This is a genomic window from Candidatus Paralachnospira sp. LCP21S3_A2 (assembly GCF_052118925.1).
In the GTDB taxonomy this organism is placed as follows: domain Bacteria; phylum Bacillota; class Clostridia; order Lachnospirales; family Lachnospiraceae; genus Lientehia.
Map to the genome: position 1 here is coordinate 1 of NZ_JBQKGG010000017.1, position 22,023 is coordinate 22,023.

General features: G+C 46.9%; 20 protein-coding genes and 1 tRNA gene. 11 read left to right on the forward strand and 10 right to left on the reverse strand.

The window, feature by feature from the left end:
* Positions 1 to 264: 264 nt before the first annotated feature.
* The 9 genes from ACTQ3K_RS10710 to dnaA form a co-directional block, all read right to left on the reverse strand.
* Positions 265 to 352, reverse strand: a tRNA-Ser gene (locus ACTQ3K_RS10710).
* A gap of 93 nt (positions 353 to 445) precedes the next feature.
* Positions 446 to 994, reverse strand: a complete 549-nt coding sequence (locus ACTQ3K_RS10715; protein WP_441567861.1) for a Fe-S-containing hydro-lyase — start codon at positions 992 to 994, stop codon at positions 446 to 448.
* 13 nt (positions 995 to 1,007) lie between these two features.
* The gene (locus tag ACTQ3K_RS10720) at positions 1,008 to 1,850 is read right to left on the reverse strand and encodes a fumarate hydratase (protein WP_441567862.1); all 843 of its coding nucleotides are present in this window, start codon (positions 1,848 to 1,850) and stop codon (positions 1,008 to 1,010) included.
* A gap of 106 nt (positions 1,851 to 1,956) precedes the next feature.
* A complete protein-coding gene (gene gyrA, locus ACTQ3K_RS10725) occupies positions 1,957 to 4,443 on the reverse strand; it encodes a DNA gyrase subunit A (RefSeq protein ID WP_441567863.1) in 2,487 nt (828 codons plus the stop codon).
* Between the two features lie 14 nt (positions 4,444 to 4,457).
* Positions 4,458 to 6,377, reverse strand: coding sequence for a DNA topoisomerase (ATP-hydrolyzing) subunit B (gene gyrB, locus ACTQ3K_RS10730; protein WP_441567864.1), 1,920 nt, complete (start codon positions 6,375 to 6,377; stop codon positions 4,458 to 4,460).
* Between the two features lie 15 nt (positions 6,378 to 6,392).
* Complete coding sequence (gene recF / locus ACTQ3K_RS10735; RefSeq protein WP_441567865.1) at positions 6,393 to 7,478, reverse strand: DNA replication/repair protein RecF; 1,086 nt, start codon at positions 7,476 to 7,478, stop codon at positions 6,393 to 6,395.
* Positions 7,479 to 7,486: 8 nt separating this feature from the next.
* Positions 7,487 to 7,696: an RNA-binding S4 domain-containing protein gene (locus tag ACTQ3K_RS10740; RefSeq protein WP_441567866.1), complete on the reverse strand. Its 210-nt coding sequence runs from the start codon at positions 7,694 to 7,696 to the stop codon at positions 7,487 to 7,489.
* Positions 7,697 to 7,709: 13 nt separating this feature from the next.
* Complete coding sequence (dnaN, locus tag ACTQ3K_RS10745; protein WP_441567867.1) at positions 7,710 to 8,807, reverse strand: DNA polymerase III subunit beta; 1,098 nt, start codon at positions 8,805 to 8,807, stop codon at positions 7,710 to 7,712.
* A gap of 354 nt (positions 8,808 to 9,161) precedes the next feature.
* The gene (gene dnaA, locus ACTQ3K_RS10750; protein ID WP_441567868.1) at positions 9,162 to 10,541 is read right to left on the reverse strand and encodes a chromosomal replication initiator protein DnaA; all 1,380 of its coding nucleotides are present in this window, start codon (positions 10,539 to 10,541) and stop codon (positions 9,162 to 9,164) included.
* A gap of 430 nt (positions 10,542 to 10,971) precedes the next feature.
* Here dnaA and rpmH point away from each other — a divergent pair, with 430 nt between their 5' ends.
* Genes rpmH through rsmG form a run of 8 tightly spaced genes read left to right on the forward strand, consistent with a single transcriptional unit; the run spans position 10,972 to position 17,775 of the window.
* Positions 10,972 to 11,106, forward strand: coding sequence for a 50S ribosomal protein L34 (gene rpmH, locus ACTQ3K_RS10755; protein WP_441567869.1), 135 nt, complete (start codon positions 10,972 to 10,974; stop codon positions 11,104 to 11,106).
* 45 nt (positions 11,107 to 11,151) lie between these two features.
* A complete protein-coding gene (gene rnpA / locus ACTQ3K_RS10760; protein WP_441567870.1) occupies positions 11,152 to 11,487 on the forward strand; it encodes a ribonuclease P protein component in 336 nt (111 codons plus the stop codon).
* Between the two features lie 17 nt (positions 11,488 to 11,504).
* A complete protein-coding gene (gene yidD / locus ACTQ3K_RS10765) occupies positions 11,505 to 11,720 on the forward strand; it encodes a membrane protein insertion efficiency factor YidD (protein WP_441567871.1) in 216 nt (71 codons plus the stop codon).
* 17 nt (positions 11,721 to 11,737) lie between these two features.
* Positions 11,738 to 12,964, forward strand: a complete 1,227-nt coding sequence (locus ACTQ3K_RS10770) for a YidC/Oxa1 family membrane protein insertase (RefSeq protein WP_441567872.1) — start codon at positions 11,738 to 11,740, stop codon at positions 12,962 to 12,964.
* A 14-nt stretch (positions 12,965 to 12,978) separates the two neighbouring features.
* Positions 12,979 to 13,695, forward strand: coding sequence for an RNA-binding cell elongation regulator Jag/EloR (jag, locus tag ACTQ3K_RS10775; RefSeq protein ID WP_441567873.1), 717 nt, complete (start codon positions 12,979 to 12,981; stop codon positions 13,693 to 13,695).
* Between the two features lie 58 nt (positions 13,696 to 13,753).
* Positions 13,754 to 15,136, forward strand: coding sequence for a tRNA uridine-5-carboxymethylaminomethyl(34) synthesis GTPase MnmE (mnmE, locus tag ACTQ3K_RS10780; protein WP_441567874.1), 1,383 nt, complete (start codon positions 13,754 to 13,756; stop codon positions 15,134 to 15,136).
* A gap of 14 nt (positions 15,137 to 15,150) precedes the next feature.
* Complete coding sequence (gene mnmG, locus ACTQ3K_RS10785) at positions 15,151 to 17,031, forward strand: tRNA uridine-5-carboxymethylaminomethyl(34) synthesis enzyme MnmG (protein ID WP_441567875.1); 1,881 nt, start codon at positions 15,151 to 15,153, stop codon at positions 17,029 to 17,031.
* 33 nt (positions 17,032 to 17,064) lie between these two features.
* Positions 17,065 to 17,775, forward strand: coding sequence for a 16S rRNA (guanine(527)-N(7))-methyltransferase RsmG (rsmG, locus tag ACTQ3K_RS10790; RefSeq protein WP_441567876.1), 711 nt, complete (start codon positions 17,065 to 17,067; stop codon positions 17,773 to 17,775).
* A gap of 345 nt (positions 17,776 to 18,120) precedes the next feature.
* Here the strand turns inward: rsmG and ACTQ3K_RS10795 are convergent, their stop codons facing one another.
* Positions 18,121 to 19,083, reverse strand: a complete 963-nt coding sequence (locus ACTQ3K_RS10795; protein ID WP_441567877.1) for an alpha/beta fold hydrolase — start codon at positions 19,081 to 19,083, stop codon at positions 18,121 to 18,123.
* Positions 19,084 to 19,560: 477 nt separating this feature from the next.
* Between ACTQ3K_RS10795 and ACTQ3K_RS10800 the strand changes: the two genes are divergently transcribed.
* From ACTQ3K_RS10800 to ACTQ3K_RS10810, 3 genes are read left to right on the forward strand one after another with little or no spacing between them, the layout of a single operon-like run.
* Positions 19,561 to 20,337, forward strand: a complete 777-nt coding sequence (locus ACTQ3K_RS10800; RefSeq protein WP_441567878.1) for a ParA family protein — start codon at positions 19,561 to 19,563, stop codon at positions 20,335 to 20,337.
* Between the two features lie 16 nt (positions 20,338 to 20,353).
* On the forward strand, positions 20,354 to 21,286 hold the full coding sequence (locus tag ACTQ3K_RS10805; protein ID WP_441567879.1) for a ParB/RepB/Spo0J family partition protein: 933 nt from the start codon (positions 20,354 to 20,356) through the stop codon (positions 21,284 to 21,286).
* 29 nt (positions 21,287 to 21,315) lie between these two features.
* Positions 21,316 to 21,831, forward strand: coding sequence for a DUF4446 family protein (locus tag ACTQ3K_RS10810; protein WP_441567880.1), 516 nt, complete (start codon positions 21,316 to 21,318; stop codon positions 21,829 to 21,831).
* Positions 21,832 to 22,023 lie beyond the last annotated feature (192 nt).

A 22,023-nucleotide genomic window follows, 5' to 3' on the forward strand; every position in this document is an offset into this window, starting at 1 on the left:
AACTTCTTTTTATAGAATTTTCAGGGGTTGGAATATACTGTTCAGTTATCAAGGTTCTCTTTGTTGTTGTCTTTCAGTTCTCAGCGACAACTTCTTTATTCTATCACATCGCCGATCGCTTGTCAACAACTTTTTTATTTATTTTTTTCTTTTTATTTTCTGTCGTTTTCGCGACAGGTCTTTACTATATCATGTTTATCAGTGTTTGTCAACAACTTTTTCATTTTATTTTCAAGCACTGCTCTGCGTTTTATGGAAACAGAGCGGAGAAAGAGGGATTTGAACCCTCGCGCCGGTTGCCCGACCTACACCCTTAGCAGGGGCGCCTCTTCGGCCTCTTGAGTATTTCTCCGAACTTGCTTTTCCATATGACGCGTCACATGACGCATACCCTAGTATACTAAATCACCAGGTCTTTGTCAATCCCTTTTTTCAGAAATTCTTATTATTTCCTGTATGCTTCCACCGCCGTCTCATACAGGTTATGCCCATCACAGTCGACAACAACAATGGCCGGAAAATCCTTAACGGTCAGCTTCCGGATTGCCTCGGTTCCGAGATCCTCATAGGCGATCACCTCGGCAGAAGTAATGCACTTGGAAAGCAGCGCCCCGGCGCCTCCGACAGCTGCCAGATAAACGGCTTTATTCCGGACAACGCCATCCAGCACTGCTTTCGAACGCTTTCCTTTTCCGATCATTCCCCTTAAACCAAGATCCAGAAGCTCCGGCGCATACTTATCCATACGGCTGGCCGTGGTGGGACCTGCCGATCCGATGACCTGTCCCTCTCTGGCCGGCGCCGGTCCCATATAGTAAATTACCTGATCTTTGATATCAAAGGGAAGTTCCTCCCCTCTGGAAAGAGCCTCTGCCATCCGCTTGTGAGCGGCATCTCTTGCGGTATAGATGGTTCCGGAAATATAAACATAATCACCGGCCTTTAATTTCGATGTAACTTTTTCTCCGAACGGAGCATTGATGTACTGATCCATGATACCCTCCTCCTTATAACACTCTCACTGCATGACGGTTCACGTGACAACAAATGTTCACAGCCACGGGAAGTCCCGCAATATGGGTCGCATAGGTCTCAATGTTGACGGCAAAGGCTGTCACCCGTCCTCCGAGACCGCCGGGACCGATGCCGAGCCCGTTGATCTTCTCAAGCATTTCTTCCTCCAGGTCACGCACATACGGAATTTTGGAATGCTCCAGGGCATTTCTCGTCAAGGCCTTTTTCGCCAGATAGGCACACTTTTCAAAGGTGCCGCCAATCCCGACACCAACCACCATGGGAGGACAGGCATTGGGGCCAGCATCCCTCACTGCCGTTAAAATAGCTTCTTTTACGCCCTCGATCCCGTCTGCCGGCTTTAACATAAAGATCCGGCTCATATTCTCACTTCCGAAGCCCTTAGGAGCCACCGTGATCTCCAGCTTATCCCCGGGAACGATCTCATAATGGATCACCGCAGGCGTGTTATCCTTTGTATTTTCCCGTAAAATCGGATCTCCGACCACGGATTTCCGGAGGTATCCCTCCACATAGCCACAACGGACGCCGTTATTGACTGCGTTTTCCACAGTATCCCCAATGATATGGACATCCTGCCCCACCTTCAAAAAGACCACTGCCATTCCCGTATCCTGACAGATGGGGATCTCGTCACTGTCGGCAATCGCCAGGTTTTCCTTTAACTGGTTCAGGATCTTTTTTCCAAGTGGCGATTCCTCTTTTTCCAGAGAAGCATCAAACACCTGGCGCATATCGGAAGACAAATGAAGATTGGCCTCAATGCAAAGCTCCTTCACTGCCCTTGTAATTTCATCGGTATGGATCGTTCTCATAAATTCCTCCATTGATTTCTTGATTTTCATGCTGCGGTTCTTTTAAAACCGGTTTTTTATGATTTTAAAAATGCGGAGCCCGGAAATCCCAGGCCCCGCCTTACTTTTATTTCAATTCCAGGGTCATCTGGCCGTCATCATTGTTATTTGGATCCTCCCGCACCTTTGCAATACTTGCCACGGAAATATCCTTTTCATCGATGTTGATCAGCTTCACGCCGGAAGTGATCCTTCCGAGAATGGAAATATCCTCCACATTCAGCCGGATGATAATGCCCTCTGTCGTGATGATCATGATCTCCTGATCGGGTTTCACAATCTTCGCTCCCACGATGGAACCTGTCTTATTGTTGATCTTATAGCACTTTACGCCCTTTCCGCCGCGGTTTTGAGGCGCAAATTCCTCCAGAAGCGTCCGCTTGCCCATGCCATTCTCCGACACAATAAGAAGCGCCTCGCCCTGGGTATTCATCTGCATGCCGACTACCTCATCACCGGAATCCAGCTTCATGCCGATCACGCCCATGGACGCACGGCCGGTAGGTCTTACGTCAGTCTCATGGAAGCGGATGCACTGGCCGAATTTGGTAACAAGGAGAATATCCTTCTTATTGTTGGTCGATTTTACCTCGATGAGCTCATCTCCATCTTTTAAATTGATAGCCTGGAGCCCGGACTTACGGATATTCTGGTACTCGGTGATGGCAGTCTTCTTCACCATACCGTCCTTGGTTGCCATAAACAGATAACGTCCCTGCTCATACTCACGGATCGGAATGATCGCCGTGACCTTTTCACCCGGAAGAAGCTGAAGCAGGTTCACGATGGCAGTTCCTCTCGCGGTCCGGCTGGCTTCGGGGATCTCGTATGCCTTCAGACGGTATACCTTTCCCTTGTTTGTAAAGAACATCAGATAATGGTGGGTGCTGGTCATCAGAAGATCCTCGATGTAATCCTCCTCGATCGTCTGCATTCCCTTAATACCCTTGCCGCCGCGGTGCTGTGCCTTGAAATTATTCTCGCTCATGCGCTTGATGTAGCCCAGATTGGTCATGGCGATCACCGTATTTTCGTCAGCGATCAGATCCTCCATGGACATATCGTTTTCGTCCATGCTGATGGTTGTCCGGCGGTCATCCCCGTACTTGGCAGAAATAATTAAAATTTCTTCCTTGATCACGGCAAGAAGCTTCTTTTCATCGGCAAGAATAGCCTTCAACTCGGCAATCCTTGCTTCCAGCTCGCGGTACTCGTTCTCGATCTTCTCCCGTTCCAAGCCGGTCAGCGCACGCAGACGCATGTCCACGATGGCCTGGGCCTGAGCATCGCTGAGCCCGAACCGCTTGATCAGGTTTGCTTTTGCATCGGCTGTGCTTCTGGAACCACGGATAATTTTAATCACTTCGTCGATGTTATCCAGTGCGATCAATAAGCCCTCTAAGATATGGGCCCGCTCCTCTGCCTTGTTTAAATCGTATTTTGTTCTTCTGGTTACAACCTCTTCCTGATGCTTCAGGTATTCCTTCAGCATCTCCTGGAGATTCATAACCTTCGGTTCGTTGTTTACAAGCGCCAGCATGATCACGCTGAAGCTGTCCTGAAGCTGGGTATGCTTAAACAACTGGTTTAAGATAATGGTCGGATTGACGTCACGGCGCAGCTCGATGCAGATCCGCATACCACTCCGGTCGGACTCATCACGCAGGTCGGTGATTCCGTCGATTTTTTTATCTCTTGCCAGCTCGGCAATCTTTTCGATCAGTCTTGCCTTATTTACCATGTAGGGAAGCTCGGTCACGATGATCCGGTGCTTTCCGTTAGGCATGGGTTCAATATCAGTCACGGCACGGACACGGATTTTTCCGCGGCCGGTCCGGTAAGCATCATCGATTCCGCTGCGTCCGAGAATCTGGGCGCCGGTGGGGAAATCGGGTCCCTTCACGATGTCAAGAAGCTCATCGATCTCCGTATCACGATCCTCCATAACCCGATTGTCGATGATCTTTACGACTGCATCAATAACCTCCCGCAGGTTATGAGGAGGAATATTAGTCGCCATGCCGACAGCGATTCCGGAGGTTCCGTTTACCAGAAGGTTCGGGAATCTGGAAGGAAGAACTGCAGGCTCTTTTTCCGTATCATCAAAGTTTGGAACAAAGTCTACGGTGTCTTTATTGATGTCTGCCAGCATCTCCATGGAGATCTTGCTTAAACGCGCCTCGGTATAACGCATGGCAGCCGCACCGTCACCGTCTACGGAGCCGAAGTTTCCGTGACCATCCACCAGGGTATAGCGCATAGACCACTCCTGCGCCATGTTGACCAGCGCTCCGTAGATGGAACTGTCGCCGTGGGGATGGTATTTACCCATGGTATCGCCGACGATACGGGCACATTTTCTGTGGGGCTTGTCCGGCCCGTTGTTCAACTCGATCATGGCATAGAGCACACGACGCTGCACCGGCTTCAGGCCATCCCGCACATCGGGGAGGGCACGGGCTGCGATCACGCTCATCGCATAATCAATATAAGACTTCTCCATGGTCTTCTGAAGATCGACCTCATGGATTTTGTCAAAGATCGTGTTATCCATTTACTGCTCCTCCCTTAAATATCCAGCTCACCATACTTGGCGTTCTGCTCGATAAATTCTCTTCTCGGCTCGACCTTGTCGCCCATCAGGGTCGTAAAGGTCAGATCAAGCTCGGAAGAAGTCTCTTCGTCCATGGTTACTTTCAGAAGGACTCTCCGCTCCGGATCCATGGTGGTCTCCCACAGCTGCTCCGGATCCATCTCGCCCAGTCCCTTGTAACGCTGAATCTTATTGCTGTTATCTCTGCCGATCTCGTTTAAGATCTGGTTTAATTCCTTGTCATCATAAGCATACCAGACCTTCTTGTTCTTCTCGATCTTATACAGGGGCGGCTGTGCCAGATACACATAGCCCTGCTTGATCAGTTCCGGCATAAACCGGTAGATAAAGGTCAGAAGAAGCGTATTGATATGAGCACCGTCCACATCGGCATCGGTCATTAAAATAATCTTGTGGTAACGAAGCTTTGTAATATCAAAGTCATTGTGGATTCCCGTTCCAAAGGCGGTGATCATGGCCTTGATCTCGGCGTTGGCATAGATCTTGTCCAGTCTTGCCTTCTCCACATTTAAGATTTTTCCTCGAAGAGGAAGGATTGCCTGAGTATTTCTGGAACGGGCAGTCTTTGCAGAGCCGCCTGCGGAATCTCCCTCAACGATGTAGATCTCGCAGTTTTCCGGATTCTTATCCGAGCAATCTGCCAGCTTTCCGGGAAGAGCCGCGCTCTCCAGCGCCGTCTTTCTTCTCGTTAAATCCCTTGCCTTTCTGGCCGCCGCTCTGGCCCGCTGTGCCAGAATGGATTTTTCACAGATCACCTTGGCCACCTGAGGATGCTGTTCCAGGAAGTAGGTGAGCTGTTCGCTTACCACACAGTCCACGGCATTTCTCGCTTCACTGTTGCCAAGCTTCTGCTTGGTCTGTCCCTCAAACTGGGGATTCTCGATCTTAACGCTGATGATAGCAGTCATACCCTCACGGATATCCTCGCCGGACAGATTGGATTCTTTTTCCTTTAACAGCCCGTTCTTTCTTGCATAATCATTAAAGGTCTTTGTAAGGGCATTTCGGAAGCCTGCCACATGAGTTCCGCCCTCAGGGGTGTTGATGTTGTTGACAAAGCTGTAGGCGCTCTCTGAGTAGGAATCATTATGCTGGACAGCCACCTCCACGGCAATCCCGTCCACGGTTCCCTCGCAGTAGATGATATCCGGATACAGAACCTCATTGCTGCGGTTCAGATACTGGACGAACTCCTTGATTCCGCCCATGTAGTGGAAGGTCCGCTCCTGCTCCTTTCCGGGACGTTTGTCCGTAAGGACGATCTTAATGCCCTTGGTCAAAAAGGCCATTTCCCGAAGACGCTGCTTTAAGATATTAAAGTCATAAACGGTCTCCTCAAAGATGGTTCCGTCCGGCTTAAAGGTAACCGTGGAGCCGTGCTTCGCCTTTTTGCAGGTTCCGATGACCTCCAGCTTCGACACAGTCTTTCCCTTTTCGTAGCGCTGGCGGTAAACATTTCCTTCCCGGTAAATAGTAACCTCCAGCCAGTCGGACAGCGCGTTTACAACTGACGCACCGACACCATGAAGTCCGCCGGATACCTTATAGGCACCGCCGCCGAACTTTCCACCGGCATGGAGCTGGGTAAAAATAACCTCCACAGCCGGAACGTGCATCTTCGGATGTTCATCAACAGGCATACCTCGTCCGTTATCCACCACGGTGATGGAATCATCTTCATTGATCGTGACCTCAATGGTATCGCAGAAACCGGCCAGGGCCTCGTCCACAGAGTTATCTACGATCTCATAGACCAGATGATGAAGTCCTCTGGACGACGTACTGCCGATATACATACCCGGACGCTTCCGTACTGCCTCCAGTCCTTCCAGCACCTGGATCTGCTCTGCACCATAATCAAATTCGGAACTCATAAGTACCTCCTGTCTCTATCCCTCTTTGACAATCCTGCCATTTACTACCTGATAAACCTGATTCATGGAAAAATGGTTATTCACAAACTCATCAAGACCCGTACAGGTGATGATGGTCTGGATCCCCTTAATACTCTCCAGCAGATGATTCTGCCGGTTTGCGTCCAGCTCGGAAAGCACATCATCCAGAAGAAGCACCGGCGGATCACTGATGGTACGCCGGATCATCTCAATCTCCGATAGCTTTAAGGACAGTGCCGCGCTGCGCTGCTGTCCCTGGGAGCCGTATTTACGGATATCGATTCCGTTTACTAAAAATACAATATCGTCCCGGTGGGGTCCCCGCATGGAAACCCTGTTCTTCTTATCACGCTCCCTGGATTCCAGAAGCGCTGCCGCAAACTGCTCCGGCTCCGTATCCGGCTCATAAACCACCCGGATCTCTTCTTTTCCGCCGGTCAGACTCCTGTGGATCCCGGAGATGATCTCTCCAAGCTCCTTTAAAAACGACCGGCGCCGCTCCATGACACGGACGCCGTAGTTCACCATCTGTTCATCCCAGACCGGAAGCATATCTTCATACTCCGGCCGGAAGCTTAACTCCTTTAACAGTTTATTTCTCTGATTCAGGACCTGATTATAAGATACAAGCCCTGCGGTATAAAACCGGTCAAGCTGGCACAGTTCCATATCCAGAAACCGCCGCCGCTCCGCCGGCCCGTTTTTTATGATATTTAAATCCTCCGGAGAAAAAAAGACCACATTCAGATTTCCGAACAGTTCACTGGCCTTTCGGATCGGGAGTCCGTCAATGGCGATCCCCTTGGTCTTATTCTTCTTCAGATGCATATCGATCCTGGTCTCCCGGCCCTTTTTCTCCACCAGAAGCTTGATATGGGATTCCTCATCATGAAAATGAATGATCTCCTTATCCTTACTTCCACGATGGGATTTGGAAGTCGCACAGACATAAATGGATTCCAGGATATTGGTTTTTCCCTGGGCATTGTCTCCGTAGAGGATATTCGTACCGGACGAAAAATCAATATGCAGTTTTTCATAATTCCGGTAGTTTTTCAGCTCCAGGGTTTTCACAAACATACGAACACCTAATTTTCAACCTTCAGAGTCTTTCCGTCAAAGGAAACCTCATCTCCGGCCACGATCTTTTTTCCTCTCATGAGGCATACCTCGCCGTTGACCTTCACCTGTCCGTCCAGAATGACTTCCTTGGCCTCCACACCGGAGGACACAAATCTGGCCAGCTTTAATACCTGGCCAAGCTTAATATATTCATCTTTGATCTTTACTGTCTGCATACGAACGAACTCCTTAAATGTTTACCGGGAGGATCAAATAGATATATGCGCCCTCGCTGTCCCGGATAAAGCAGGGTGCCTTGGAATTGACCATATAAATATCCACGGTTTCATCATCGATAACACGAAGTGCATCAATCAGGAACTTGGGATTGAAGCCGATGGTAATATCCTTTCCCTCTTTGTTGATCAAAATCTCTTCCTTCAGAGAACCGATGGCAGAACGGATCGCCACCTCAAGGCCATTGTCGGTCACGGTAATGATGATGGGCTTCTTATCGCTCTCCCGGATCAACAGTGTGGAACGCTCGATGGAATCAAGAAGCTCCTGCTTGTGTACGGAGATCCTGGTTTCATAATCGTTGGAAAGCATCTGATCCACATTAAAATATTTCCCTTCAATAAGACGGGATACCACCACCGTATCATCGAACTCAAAAAGAACATGATTATTGGTAAAGTAGAGAAATACCTCTTTTTCGGTCTCGCCGGACAGGATCTTGCTGATCTCGATCAGCGTCTTGCCGGGAACGATCACCATTTCATTCTCATAATGATCCTTTAACTGAACCTTTCGAATCGAAATCCGATGGCCGTCCAGGGAAACAACCCGTAAGAAATCATCACAAACCTCAAACAGTTCTCCTGTCATCAGCTTGTTGTTCTCATTCGCTGCAATAGAGAAAATAGTCTGGCGGATAATTTCCTTTAAGGTAAATTGAGACAGGCTGATGTATTTATTCCGCTCGATATAAGGCAGATAAGAAAATTCATCACCCGGTTTTCCGGCGATCCGGAAGTTCGACTTCTCACAGGTGATGGTAACGTTAAGTTCCTCATCACTCTCCAGCCAGATCATGCTGTCCGGCAGCTTTCGGATAATTTCCGAAAACAGCTTGGCATCCAGAGCGATTTTTCCATGCTCCAGAATACTTCCTTCTGCTTTTGTTTCGATGCCAAGCTCCATGTCGTTTGCTGTCAGCTTGATTTCATCTTCCGAAGCATCGATCAGGATGCACTCCAGGATCGGCATGGTGGTTCTGGAGGGAACCGCTTTCATAACAATACTGATGGCGCCAAGAAGCGCAGATTTTTCAAAGGATAATTTCATAATTGTGTATAACTCCTTTCACGGCCGGTCCGGCGCGTAGATAAAGAAAGAAATAAAAAGATTCAGTAGTCGTAGTAGTAGGGACTGTGGATTTGTGGAAAAGCCCTGAAAAGCCAGGGACTGCAAGGAAAATCGCACGGGATAACTATGTGGATAACTGCCGGCAGCTCTGTGGGGAAAACCTCGGTTATCCACAGGTGAAAATCCAGGCTGATCTTATCCACAATCTGTCCACAAACCATCCACAGAAATATCCACATCCTTATGCACAGACGGAGTTTCTACTTATATATAGTGATCCTGTTATAACGATCGTTCGATCGCTTTTCTCAGATCTCAGTGAGAAGCGGTCTGTTAAACAGGATTCAGCTTCTTTTTCAGGACTTCGATGGTATGGCTCATGGCCTCATCGGTCTCCAGCTGCTTGGTGATCTTCTTTACACCGCTCATGATGGTGGAATGATCCTTCCCGCCGAGGGCCTTTCCGATGGTCTGGAGCGGCGTATCGGTCATTGTGCGGCATAAATACATTACGACCTGTCTGGGAACTACGATTTCCTTGTTCCGCTTTGCCGATAAAATGTCCTCGGGTGTACATTTATAATGGTCTGCCACTACATTGATGATGCTCTGAGGCGTCACCGCCGCTGTTTTATTGGGAGAAATGAAATCCTTTAAGGCTTCTTCTGCCAGCTCCAGGGTGATCTCGGAGTTATCGAGCTTCGACAAGGCGATGACCTTAGTCAGTGCACCCTCCAGCTCACGGATATTGGATTTTACGTTGGTGGCAATGTATTTGATCACCTCATTGTCGATGTTGTAGCCATCCATTTCCTCTTTTTTCCGGAGAATCGCCATTCGCGTCTCATAATCAGGAGACTGGATATCAACGGCCAGGCCCCATTCAAAACGGGAAACAAGACGCTCCTCCAGGGTCTTGAAGTCCTTGGGTGGACGGTCGCTGGAGATAATGATCTGCTTTTTCGCATCATGAAGGGCGTTGAAGGTATGGAAAAATTCCTCCTGAGTACTCTCTTTTCCTATAATAAACTGGATATCGTCGATGAGGAGTACGTCATTATTCCGGTATTTCTCCCGGAACTGGGCGGAGGTTGTCATATTTTTATTCCGGATCGCATCGATCAGCTCGTTGGTGAACTTCTCAGAGGTCACATAGGTGATCTTCTTTGTCTGATCGTTCTTTAAAATAAAGTTGGCGATGGAGTGCATCAGATGGGTCTTTCCCAGTCCCACGCCTCCGTAGATAAACAGAGGATTGTAGATCTGGGCAGGATTTTCCGCCACTGCCAGCGCCGCTGCATGCGCCATTTTATTATTGGAGCCGACCACGAAGGTATCAAAGGTATACTTCGGGTTTAAATTGGCACTTTGCATGACCGAAAACAGGGAAGCGTCCGGTTCCTTGGCAGCAGACTCCTGATTTCCGGAGGAAGTCTTCTCGTTTTTCACGGAAAACTGCACCGTACAATCATACCCGGTGACCTCCAGAATGGAGATCTGGAGCGGAAACGCATATTTTTTTCGGATCAGATCCAGGCCGAGGCCTTCTACGGCAGGATCCAGGCTGGCCACATGGACCACATGGCTGGATTCATCGACAGACTGAACCTGAAGCGGTTTCAGCCAGGTATTATAGCTGACATCGGCAATATCATATTCTTCCCGCATGAGCTGAATGATTTTTTCCCAGTTATCAAGTATTTTCTGAAGCATTTTCGGATTCTCCTGATTATCGTTCATTGTGGATACTGTGGATAAACTTATCCACAAAGGCAAAGTAAGCCATATACCCTTATTATTCTATACCAAGTTTTGATAAATTTCAACGAGAAACTGTGGATAACTTTGTCCACAGCGGAAAAGCCTTGAAAAATAAGGGTTTCAGAAACATATACACAGGGAAATAACAACAAAACCACAGACTTATCCACAACTTATCCACAAATTGTGGACAACTGTGGATAACCATGTGGATATATTGGGGACGAACTGTGGACGAAGAAAAAAATGGGGATAAAAGGGAAAAAACCGCAGAAGAATCGCGTTTTTCCGTAAAATTCCGCTTGACGGAACTTTCCTCTTTGCCTATAATGGAAATGATGTTTTATTATACGTAAACTGGAGAAAAGGAGGTGTTGTGATCATGAAGATGACATTCCAGCCCAAGAAGAGATCCCGTGCAAAGGTTCATGGCTTCCGTGCAAGAATGAGTTCCAAAGGTGGAAGAAAAGTTTTAGCAGCCAGAAGAGCAAAGGGAAGAAAGCAGTTATCAGCATAAGGCCGCAGCATTGTGGCCTTTTGTTTTCCCTTCAATAGGTAGAGTATGAGTACATTCCATTCGTTAAAAAAGAATAAGGAGTTTCAGGCGGTCTACCGCAGAGGAAACTCCCTTGCAAACCGATACCTCGTCATGTATACGAGGAAAAGAGACGATGAAGGTGAAAACAGAGTCGGCATTTCTGTCAGCAAAAAGGTCGGAAACAGCGTGGTGAGACACCGGCTGAAACGACAGATCCGCGAATGTTACCGGATCCGCTGTAATGAGGCAGCGCGCGGATATGATCTTGTGATCATTGCGAGAGAAAAATGCAGAGACAGGACTTACCAGGAAATAGAGGGAGCCCTTTTAAAGCTGATGAAAAGCCACCATTTGATGTAGGATGCAGGTGAAGAACTATGATAAAGCGTCTGCTGATCAGATGCATACGTTTTTACAGAAAATATCTGTCGGGTCTGAAAACAAGGACCCGCTGTATCTATACGCCTACCTGCTCCCAGTACGCCATTGAGGCGCTGGAAAAATATGGTGCTTTAAAGGGCTCATTTCTGGCAGTCAAACGAATATTGAGATGCAATCCTTTTGCAAAGGGCGGGTATGATCCCGTACCCTGATTTTGGAGGTAGGAACTTTGAACTTTCTGTTATTGACAAAAAGTACAACCATCATCATTGGCCCCATCGCCACAGCTCTCGGCTGGATCATGGATGGTATTTACAAGCTTGGGGTTCACAATGTTGCATGGTGTATTATTCTGTTTACCATCATCATCAATCTGATTCTTCTGCCTTTAACGATCAAGCAGCAGAAGTTTATGAAACTGAATGCTGTTATGCAGCCTGAGCTTATGGCGATTCAGAAGAAGTATAAGAATAAACAGCAGGATCAGGCAGCCATGCAGAAAATGCAGATGGAGCAGCAGGCCGTTTATAACAAGTACGGCGCTTCCCCGACAGGCGGCTGTTTAACAACGATCATTCAGCTTCCGATCCTGTTTGCCCTGTACCAGGTTATTTACCGGATTCCGGCGTATATCACAGAGGTAAAAACCCTTCTTATGAATGTGGTTACTCCGGTTATGCAACAGACCGATTATATCAATAAGATCGCAGACCTGGCTTCAGCTAACAAGCTTCCCATTGATAAGATCGATTACAGTCAGGCAAACAAGCTGGTGGATCTATTTGGAAAATTCACTGCTTCCTCCTGGAATCAGTTAAAGGAAGTATTTCCGGCTCTGGAAGGGGTTATTACAGAGACTTCTTCTAAATTCCTTCATATCAACAGCTTCCTCGGCGGTATGAACCTGACGGAGGCTCCCGGTTTTAAGTTTTCGATCGCGCTGATCATCCCGATCCTCGCCGGACTGACCCAGTGGCTCAGTGTAAAGACCATGAATACGGCGCCTCAGGATCCCGATGCACCGGGCGCAGGTGCTATGAAGTCTATGAATACGGTAATGCCGATCATGTCGGTATTCTTCTGTATCACGTTCCCCATCGGTATCGGTATTTACTGGGTAGCCAGCTCCACCGCCCGTATGGTACTTCAGATTGGAATCAATCAGTACATGAAGAAGATCGATGTGGATGATATGATCAAGGAAAACATCGAGAAAAAGAATAAAAAGCGTGCAAAGAAAGGGCTTCCGCCCATCAATGCCAACGCAACGATCCAGAGTGCCAACAAGGCGGCTGTCGCAGCCGAACGAAAGAAGGCTTTGGAAGAGGAGCGTGCAGCAAAAGCAAAGACGAATTCAACGGATTATTACAAAGAGAAGCGTGAAAATATGGGGACCATCGCTTCCAGAGCCCGTATGGTTCAGGATTACGACGAGAAGAAGGGCAAGAAAAAATAAGGGAGGTTACTGTCATGGGCGATTATATCGAAGTATCAGCCAAAACTGTTGAAGATGCCGTTACAAAGGCACTGATCCAGTTGGAAACCACCAGCGACAAGATGGAATATGTTGTAGTAGAAAAAGGCAGCACAGGAATTCTTGGTATTTTTAACAGTAAACCGGCCATTATCAAGGCAAGAAAAGTACTGACAGTAACAGATATGGCGGAGGAGTTTTTAAAGGATGTATTTGCGGCCATGAATATGGAGGTGACCATGACCTCTTCCATGGACGAAGAAGAGAAGTGCCTGAACATTGACCTTGCCGGAGCGGACATGGGAGTTCTGATCGGAAAGAGAGGACAGACCCTGGATTCCTTACAGTATCTGGTAAGCCTGATTATCAACAAAGAGAGCGAGGAATATCTCCGCGTAAAGCTTGACACGGAAAACTACCGTGAAAGAAGAAAAGCAACGCTGGAAAGCCTGGCTAGAAATATCGCTTCCAAGGTAAAGCGGACAAAGAGACCGGTTTCTCTGGAGCCGATGAATCCGTATGAGAGACGGATCATTCATTCCGCACTTCAGAATGACAAGTATGTGGTGACGAGAAGTGAGGGCGATGAGCCGTACCGTCATGTGATCGTTTCTCTGAAAAAGGAAAGCAGAGGCCGTTACGACAACAACCGCTATGACCGCCCCTCAAGACCTTACAGAGAACGCAGGGAGTATCATCGAAGCGAACAGTAATAACGAGATTGAAAAAGGGGCTGCACAAGATGTGTAAGCCCCTTTTTTGGAGGAAATTATGCAGGAACAGAGCGGTACAATCGCGGCCATTGCAACAGCCGTATCAAGCTCCGGGATCGGGATCGTCCGCATCAGCGGGGAGGAAGCGCTGGCAGTGCTTTCCAGGATCTTTTATCCGGCGAAAAGAGAATTGAATGTCATGGAGCTTCCGAGTCATACGGTTACCTACGGTCACATTTATGATGGTGAAACCATGATCGATGAGGTGATTGTAATTTACATGAGACACCCCCACAGCTATACGGCAGAGGATACGGTGGAGATCGACTGCCATGGAGGGGTATATGTGGTAAAGCGGGTACTGGAGACCGTGTTAAAGCATGGGGCAAGACCGGCGGAGGCCGGCGAATTCACCAAGCGTGCTTTTTTAAACGGCAGGATCGATCTGTCTCAGGCGGAGGCAGTCATGGAGCTGATCGAATCCAAGAATGAATATGCCATGAAAAGCTCCTTAAAGCAGATTGGCGGCGCGTTATCAGAGAAGATCAAGGAGCTTCGGAAGAAGCTGATTTACGAAATAGCCTTCATCGAGTCGGCTCTGGACGATCCGGAGCATATATCGCTGGACGGATACAGTGATCGTCTGGCCGGTACGGTAAGAGAACTGAAGGAAGAGGTGGCGGAGCTTCTTCGTTCTGCTGACAACGGGCGATTGATCTCTGAGGGTATTAAGACAGTGATCCTGGGACGGCCCAATGCCGGGAAATCTTCAGTCCTGAATCTTCTTCTCGGTGAAGAACGGGCCATCGTAACTGATGTGGCGGGAACTACCAGAGATACGCTGGAGGAGCATCTGAACTTTAACGGGATCAGCCTGAATCTGATGGACACGGCGGGAATCCGAAAAACCGAGGATCTGGTGGAAAAGATCGGGGTGGATCGTGCTATGGAACATGCAAAAGATGCAGATCTGATCCTTTATGTGGTGGATTCTTCGGAGCCCCTTTCCGCAGAAGATGAGGCAATTATTTCGATGATCCGGGAAAAACAGGCAATTGTGCTGTTAAATAAATCAGATCTGGAGCAGAAGATCACGGCAGAAGACTTATGGGATCGGACGGGAAAGCAGGTGATCCTGTTCTCGGCAAAGGAGCGGACCGGACTTTCGGATCTTTCTGAGGCAATTTCAAAGATGTTTTTCTCTGGCGAGGTTCAGTTCCATGATGAGATTTATTTAAACAGCGCAAGACAGAAGGACGCGCTTCGGCGGGCGGAGGAAAGTCTGGAAAAGGTCAGGGAGAGCATTGATAACAGGATGCCGGAGGACTTCTATTCTATTGATCTCATGGATGCCTATGAGGCGCTGGGATCGGTGATCGGCGAGTCGGTGGAGGAGGATCTTGTAAACGAGATCTTCAGTAAGTTCTGTATGGGAAAATGATCGGAGGCAGAGACATGGAACAGAACAGAAAGGTTCTGAGAGAGACGTATGATGTGGTGATAGTTGGCGCCGGACACGCCGGCTGTGAGGCTGCGCTGGCAAGTGCAAGGCTGGGGCTGGAGACAATCATGTTCACTGTCAGTGTGGACAGCATTGCCCTGATGCCCTGTAATCCCAATATCGGCGGCAGTTCCAAGGGTCATCTGGTGAGGGAGCTGGACGCTCTGGGCGGTGAGATGGGGAAAAACATCGACAAGACCTTTATCCAGTCGAAGATGTTAAATCAGTCAAAAGGACCGGCGGTTCATTCCCTTCGGGCGCAGGCGGACAAGCAGAACTATACGAGACAGATGAGAAATACCCTGGAAAACACCGACCATTTAACAATCCGCCAGGCGGAAGTGGCAGAGCTTATTGTTGAGGACGGAGTATTAAAGGGTGTCCGTACCGTGTCAGGCGCGGAATATTTCTGCAAAGCGGCCGTCCTGGCCACCGGCGTTTACCTGCGGGCACGCTGTATTTTCGGAGATGTAAGTAATCCTACCGGCCCCAACGGGCTTCAGGCAGCCACTCATTTGACGGATTCCCTGAAGGAAAACGGTGTAAAGATGTACCGCTTTAAGACGGGAACACCGGCGCGGGCCGACAGGCGGAGCATTGATTTTTCCAAGATGGAGGAGCAGTTCGGTGACAGGCGGGTGGTGCCGTTCTCCTTTACGACTGATCCGGAATCGGTTCAGAGGGAGCAGGTTTCCTGCTGGCTGACCTATACCAATGAAGAGACTCATAAAATTATCCGTGAAAATCTGGATCGCTCGCCCCTGTTTTCCGGTTTTATTGAGGGCACCGGCCCCCGGTACTGCCCGTCTATTGAAGATAAGGTCGTGAAGTTTGCCGACAAAAATCGTCATCAGGTATTTATTGAGCCGGAGGGGGAATATACCAATGAGATGTATCTGGGCGGTATGTCCAGTTCCCTTCCGGAGGATGTCCAGTATGCCATGTACCGCACCGTTCCGGGGCTGGAGCATGTGAAAATCGTGCGGAATGCCTATGCCATTGAATATGACTGTATTGATGCGAGACAGCTTTATCCGACCCTGGAATTCCGGAAAATTTCCGGTCTGTTCAGCGGCGGTCAGTTCAACGGAAGTTCCGGTTATGAGGAAGCGGCGGCACAGGGGCTGATGGCCGGAATCAACGCAGCCAGAAAGGCAAAAGGGCTTTCCGGTGTGGTTTTGGACCGCTCTCAGGCCTATATTGGCGTTCTGATCGACGATCTTGTGACAAAGGAAAGCCATGAGCCGTACCGCATGATGACCTCCAGAGCGGAATACCGCCTGCTTTTACGTCAGGACAATGCCGATCTGCGGCTTTCCGGGATCGGTCATGAAATCGGTCTTATTGATGACGAACGGTATGCCGGTGTTGTGGCAAAGAAAGAAGCTATTGACCGGGAAGTAGAGCGTTTGACGCACACAAGTGTGGGTGGAAATGAGAAGGTTCAGAAGTTCCTGGAGGCTCATGAAAGTACCTTGTTAAAGAACGGGATCACGCTGGCAGAGCTGATCAAGCGTCCGGAGCTTTCTTATGAAGCAGTGGAAGAGATCGATCCGGATCGTCCGGAGCTTTCCGAGTCCGTGGCAGAGCAGGTCAATATCAATTTAAAATATGAGGGTTACATCAGACGGCAGGAGAGCCAGGTACGCCAGTTTAAAAAGCTGGAGGGTAAACGGCTTTCTACGGAGCTGGATTATACTCAGATCAAGGGACTCAGGAAGGAAGCCATGCAGAAGCTCCAGGAGGCAAAGCCGGTCAATGTGGGACAGGCCTCCAGAATTTCCGGCGTTTCACCGGCAGATATTTCGGTACTGCTGGTGTATTTAAAGAAGTGATTAGGAATCAGAATCGCAGAAAGCAGGTGACATATGGATCAATGCGGATATATAAAGGAACAGTTTCAGGCTTGGGGAATGGAACTGTCGCAGGAACAGGCAGAGCAGTTTCAGACGTATTATGAGATGCTTCTGGAAACCAACAAGATTATGAACCTGACTGCCATCACGGAGTTTGAGGAGGTTGTGGATAAACATTTTGTGGACAGCGCACTTTCCTCCCGCTATTTCCCCTTTGACCAGGTACAGACTGTAATTGATGTGGGAACCGGCGCGGGTTTTCCGGGAATTCCTTTAAAAATCCTTTATCCCCATCTTTCGATGACTTTATTGGATTCTTTGGGGAAAAGAGTGAAATTTTTACAGACTGTTGTGGATAACTTATCCCTCACAGATATGAAACTCATTCATGGACGGGCGGAGGATTTCGGGCGTGACCCGGAATACCGGGAGCAATTTGAGGTCTGTGTGTCACGCGCAGTTGCGAATCTTTCTACGCTTTCTGAATATTGCACGCCCTTTGTAAAGGTCGGTGGTGCTTTCTTATCTTATAAATCCGGAAACGTAGATGAGGAATTGGAAATCGCCAAGCCTGCCATTAAGATTCTGGGCTGCAAGACAAAGAAGGTAGAGCGGTTTTCGCTGGATGAGGCCGGACGGAGTCTGGTATGGATCGAAAAGAAAGAAAAACTGCAGAAAAAATACCCGAGAAAAGCCGGAGTACCGTCCAAGCAGCCGCTGTAGTATGATATGGAATGATCCGTTGAAAACATGATGCAATAAAAGGTACAATAAAACGGACTGTTTTAAATTTTGCAAATAGTGAATCTTCATTTGCAGATTGCTTAGCTTAATAGTACAGATTGCTTAATAGTACGATAAAACGGACTATTTTAATAAAAAAGAAAAAGAATTGCAAAAGAAAAAATGCAAAAGCAGCTATTCCGATAAATCTATGTAATTTCGGAAATAGCTGCTTTATCTTTATAAAGAGTTAAAAAAGGAATCGAAAATTCTATCTCATACCAGTTTCTCATACTAGTTTCTCATACTAGCTTCTCATACTAGTTTTTTATATTAGTTTGAATCCTATCGTTCATTCAGAAAATCTTCTATCAGCTCAGCAGCAGCCTTGGAATCTTCTAACTGTGGAAGATGAGCGGTCTCTTTTAATACAACCCCTTCCGCTGCTGGATTGATTGCTGTATATTCCCTTAAAAGTTCTTCATGCTGTGGTTCATATTCGCCACAGATCAGATAAATGCTTTGATCAATATTCTTTAGGGCATTTGTGATCGGCAAATTGGTGTAATTACTCTTAATACTTGCATATAATGCTTTTCCATACGGATCATTTCGGTGAGCCATTTCATGATATACCTTGATCGTTTCCGGATCAATGCGGCATGGATTGGCGTAGTTTTCCGTTAAAAATTTTTCGGTGATACTGCGGCGGCTGTTGGCAATATTATAGATCAGTGTACCAATAACCGGAAGATCCAGGAAAAACTTATAAAGCTTGACATAATGATTTGGTGTCTGGCTGCAGCGCAGTACAGAATCCGGATTTATCAGAATCAATTTATCAAACAGGCTTTCATTATTATTGCAGGCGGTAATCACAAAAGAGCAGGATGCACCGGAAGCAGCAACATCAGTTCGACGCCCGATCACATTTTTGATAAAGTCAGTGAGAAGCTGTACATAAAGAAAATTTGTGTATGTTAGATTTGGCTTTTCAGAATTTCCACATCCAAGAAGATCCAGAGCATAAACGGTATGATTCTTTGCCAGTGCTTTTATGATTTTGTGCCATTCATAAGAGGAGGAAGCCGTTTTTAGGTCATGAATCAGCAATAAAGGCTTTCCATGGCCGCTCTTTATGTAGCTGATATCTCCAAAGCGCCAGGAATATGTTTCCTTCAGCGATTCATCGGTGGGAAACAGACTCTTTGAAGCATTTATGGAGATTAGTTTATTTATGATTGTGATTACTCCGGCAGTACAGGTGCCGAAAAGCAATGCTTTGGAGAATTTACTTTTTTTACTCATAGAAATCACCTCATTATAAATAAAAGTCTGATGTTTCACGTGAAACATAAAAAATAGTTAATATCGGAATGTTTCACGTGAAACATAAAAAATGGTTAATACCGGAATGTTTCACGTGAAACATTCCAGAAATTATAAAGCTGATCAGATATCTTATTCCATAAGATCAGAATATACAAGTATAATCGAAGCAGGTATATTTGCAGCTAAAACAGATAAGCAATTGATGAACAAATATAAGTGCCTAATGTTTACCGTGTTTCTAAGTATTATTATCTCACGTTTTACCCGGTTTGTCACTTCTTTTCCATGTTTTCAGATAGAAAAATACTATACATAGTTGAAAAAATAGGTTGATTTCACTATTTTTCTGAAAGAATTAAGATTTTCATATGGCAATGAGAATGAGATGATGTTATAATAAAAACGTTAGCCAAAACAAAATGAAACTGCTTGAAAAGAGAGGGGAACTGGGATATGGGAAGAATAATTGCGATAGCCAATCAGAAGGGCGGAGTCGGAAAAACGACTACGGCAATCAATCTTTCTGCCTGCCTTGCGGAGGCAGGAAAAAAGGTTTTGACCATTGATCTTGACCCGCAGGGAAATACAACCAGTGGCCTTGGAGTAAATAAAGCGGAACAGGAACATACTACTTATGAATTATTGATCGGTGAAGATTCTGTGGAGGCATGCTTATTAAAAGAGGTCCTTCCCAATCTTGATATGCTTCCTTCCAATATTAATTTATCCGGTGCGGAGATAGAGATGATCGGAATCGAACAGAAGGAGTTCGTTCTGAAAAAGGAAATCGATAAGATTCGGGATCAGTATGATTTTGTGATCATTGACTGTCCTCCGTCTTTGAATATGTTGACGGTAAACGCCATGACAACCGCGGATACGGTATTGGTACCGATCCAATGTGAATATTATGCACTGGAGGGGCTTTCTCAGCTGATCCATACGATCAATCTGGTAAAACAGCGGTTAAATCCGGTACTGGAGCTGGAGGGGGTTGTCTTTACGATGTATGATGCAAGAACCAATCTTTCGCTTCAGGTAGTTGAAAATGTAAAAAGCAGCCTGAAAAATACGGTATATAAGACCATTATTCCAAGAAATGTGCGTCTGGCTGAGGCACCGAGTCATGGTATGCCGATTACGCTGTATGATACAAAATCCGCCGGGGCAGAAAGCTATCGGCTTTTGGCGGAAGAGGTAATCGGAAGAAATGGAGAGCAGGAAGACTAAGAAATGAGGATATAGAATGGCGAGAGCAAGAAAAAGCGGACTGGGAAAAGGACTTGATTCTCTGATTCCCATGGGAATGGAGCTGGAGGGAATCCAGAAGTCTGCCCCGAAAAAGGCAGAAACGCCGAAAACAGAAGAACAAGAACTGAAAGCAGAAGAATCTCAGGTATTTTTAAAAATCAGCCAGATCGAACCGAATCGGGATCAGCCGAGAAAGCAGTTTGATGAAGACGCGCTGATGGAGCTGGCAGATTCCATAAAGCAATATGGTGTGCTGCAGCCCCTGATTGTTCAGAAAAAAGAGGAATATTATGAGATTATTGCCGGAGAGCGCAGATGGCGGGCAGCCAAGCTGGCTAAGCTGAAGGAAGTCCCGGTAATTATAAAGGATTATACGCCGCAGGAGATTATGGAGATTTCTCTGATCGAGAATATTCAGAGAGAAGATCTGAATCCCATCGAAGAAGCATCGGCATATCAGCGGCTGATCGATGAATTTCATTTGAAGCATGAAGAGATTGCGGAGAGGGTAGCGAAAAGCCGTTCTGCAATCACCAATTCCATGCGTCTGTTAAAGCTGGATAAACGGGTACAGATGATGCTGGTAGAAGGAGAAATCTCCGGTGGCCATGCAAGAACGCTGTTGGCGTTGGAGGACCAGGAATTGCAGTTTACAGCTGCTGAGCGGATTATTGAGCATAAGCTCAGTGTCCGGGAGACAGAAAAATTGGTAAAGGATCTTCTGAAGCCGAAAAAATCCGGGAAGGAGCAGAATGTACCGGACGAGGCAACTGCTCTGATTTATAAGAATCTGGAAGAAAAAATCCGGGGAATTCTCGGAACAAAAGTAAGCATTAACCGAAAAGATGAAAATCGCGGAAAAATTGAGATTGAATATTATTCCATGGACGAATTGGAACGTCTGATGGATCTATTTGGAAAAATGTAACAAGAAAACAGGAAGGAAGACGATTATTTATGGAAAACAGTATCTTAAATAACCTGGGATTTGATCCGGCATATATTATTCTGGCGCTGATCGTGCTGGTGGCAATCCTGGCGATCCTTGTGGTAGTTCAGATCGGCAAAACATCCAGACTGGCAAAGAAATATGACCGGTTTATGCGCGGCAGAGATGCCGAGTCGCTGGAAGATGTATTTGCCGAGGCATTCGATGATATCCATATGCTTCAGGCAGAGGATCGTGCGACAAAGGACGCACTGAAGGTCATCAACAAAGTACTTGTGAAATCCTTCCATAAGACCGGACTGGTGAAATATGATGCATTTCCGGGAATGGGCGGAAAATCCAGTTTTGCGCTGGCACTGATGTCACAGAATAAAAGCGGCTATATCCTCAATGCCGTACACAGCCGTGATACCTGTTATGTATATGTAAAGGAAATTATCAAGGGCGAGACAGATGCACCTCTGGGACGTGAAGAAGAAAAGGCAGTTCGGATCGCGCTGGGTCTGGAAAAACCGGAAAACTAAAAATGTATTTAAAGAAAAATAAAAAGTTTCTGATAAAATCTCTCTGGAATAACCCGGAGAGATTTTTTGTTTGAACAGCACGGATCATGATTGAAATGAATAACACAAATAGTTATTTTTTTATCAAAATCAGATTGACAAAACATTAACACAGCGCTATAATACAGAAAAGATTGTTAAGGAGTTATCAAA

Excerpts from the sequence above, each read along its gene's own strand:
- ACTQ3K_RS10715 (WP_441567861.1), bottom strand. The coding sequence starts at position 994 with ATGGATCAGTACATCAATGCTCCGTTCGGAGAAAAAGTTACATCGAAA.
- ACTQ3K_RS10720 (WP_441567862.1), bottom strand. The coding sequence starts at position 1,850 with ATGAGAACGATCCATACCGATGAAATTACAAGGGCAGTGAAGGAGCTT.
- gyrA (WP_441567863.1), bottom strand. The coding sequence starts at position 4,443 with ATGGATAACACGATCTTTGACAAAATCCATGAGGTCGATCTTCAGAAG.
- gyrB (WP_441567864.1), bottom strand. The coding sequence starts at position 6,377 with ATGAGTTCCGAATTTGATTATGGTGCAGAGCAGATCCAGGTGCTGGAA.
- recF (WP_441567865.1), bottom strand. The coding sequence starts at position 7,478 with ATGTTTGTGAAAACCCTGGAGCTGAAAAACTACCGGAATTATGAAAAA.
- ACTQ3K_RS10740 (WP_441567866.1), bottom strand. The coding sequence starts at position 7,696 with ATGCAGACAGTAAAGATCAAAGATGAATATATTAAGCTTGGCCAGGTA.
- dnaN (WP_441567867.1), bottom strand. The coding sequence starts at position 8,807 with ATGAAATTATCCTTTGAAAAATCTGCGCTTCTTGGCGCCATCAGTATT.
- dnaA (WP_441567868.1), bottom strand. The coding sequence starts at position 10,541 with ATGCTTCAGAAAATACTTGATAACTGGGAAAAAATCATTCAGCTCATG.
- rpmH (WP_441567869.1), top strand. The coding sequence starts at position 10,972 with ATGAAGATGACATTCCAGCCCAAGAAGAGATCCCGTGCAAAGGTTCAT.
- rnpA (WP_441567870.1), top strand. The coding sequence starts at position 11,152 with ATGAGTACATTCCATTCGTTAAAAAAGAATAAGGAGTTTCAGGCGGTC.
- yidD (WP_441567871.1), top strand. The coding sequence starts at position 11,505 with ATGATAAAGCGTCTGCTGATCAGATGCATACGTTTTTACAGAAAATAT.
- jag (WP_441567873.1), top strand. The coding sequence starts at position 12,979 with ATGGGCGATTATATCGAAGTATCAGCCAAAACTGTTGAAGATGCCGTT.
- mnmE (WP_441567874.1), top strand. The coding sequence starts at position 13,754 with ATGCAGGAACAGAGCGGTACAATCGCGGCCATTGCAACAGCCGTATCA.
- mnmG (WP_441567875.1), top strand. The coding sequence starts at position 15,151 with ATGGAACAGAACAGAAAGGTTCTGAGAGAGACGTATGATGTGGTGATA.
- rsmG (WP_441567876.1), top strand. The coding sequence starts at position 17,065 with ATGGATCAATGCGGATATATAAAGGAACAGTTTCAGGCTTGGGGAATG.
- ACTQ3K_RS10795 (WP_441567877.1), bottom strand. The coding sequence starts at position 19,083 with ATGAGTAAAAAAAGTAAATTCTCCAAAGCATTGCTTTTCGGCACCTGT.
- ACTQ3K_RS10800 (WP_441567878.1), top strand. The coding sequence starts at position 19,561 with ATGGGAAGAATAATTGCGATAGCCAATCAGAAGGGCGGAGTCGGAAAA.
- ACTQ3K_RS10805 (WP_441567879.1), top strand. The coding sequence starts at position 20,354 with ATGGCGAGAGCAAGAAAAAGCGGACTGGGAAAAGGACTTGATTCTCTG.
- ACTQ3K_RS10810 (WP_441567880.1), top strand. The coding sequence starts at position 21,316 with ATGGAAAACAGTATCTTAAATAACCTGGGATTTGATCCGGCATATATT.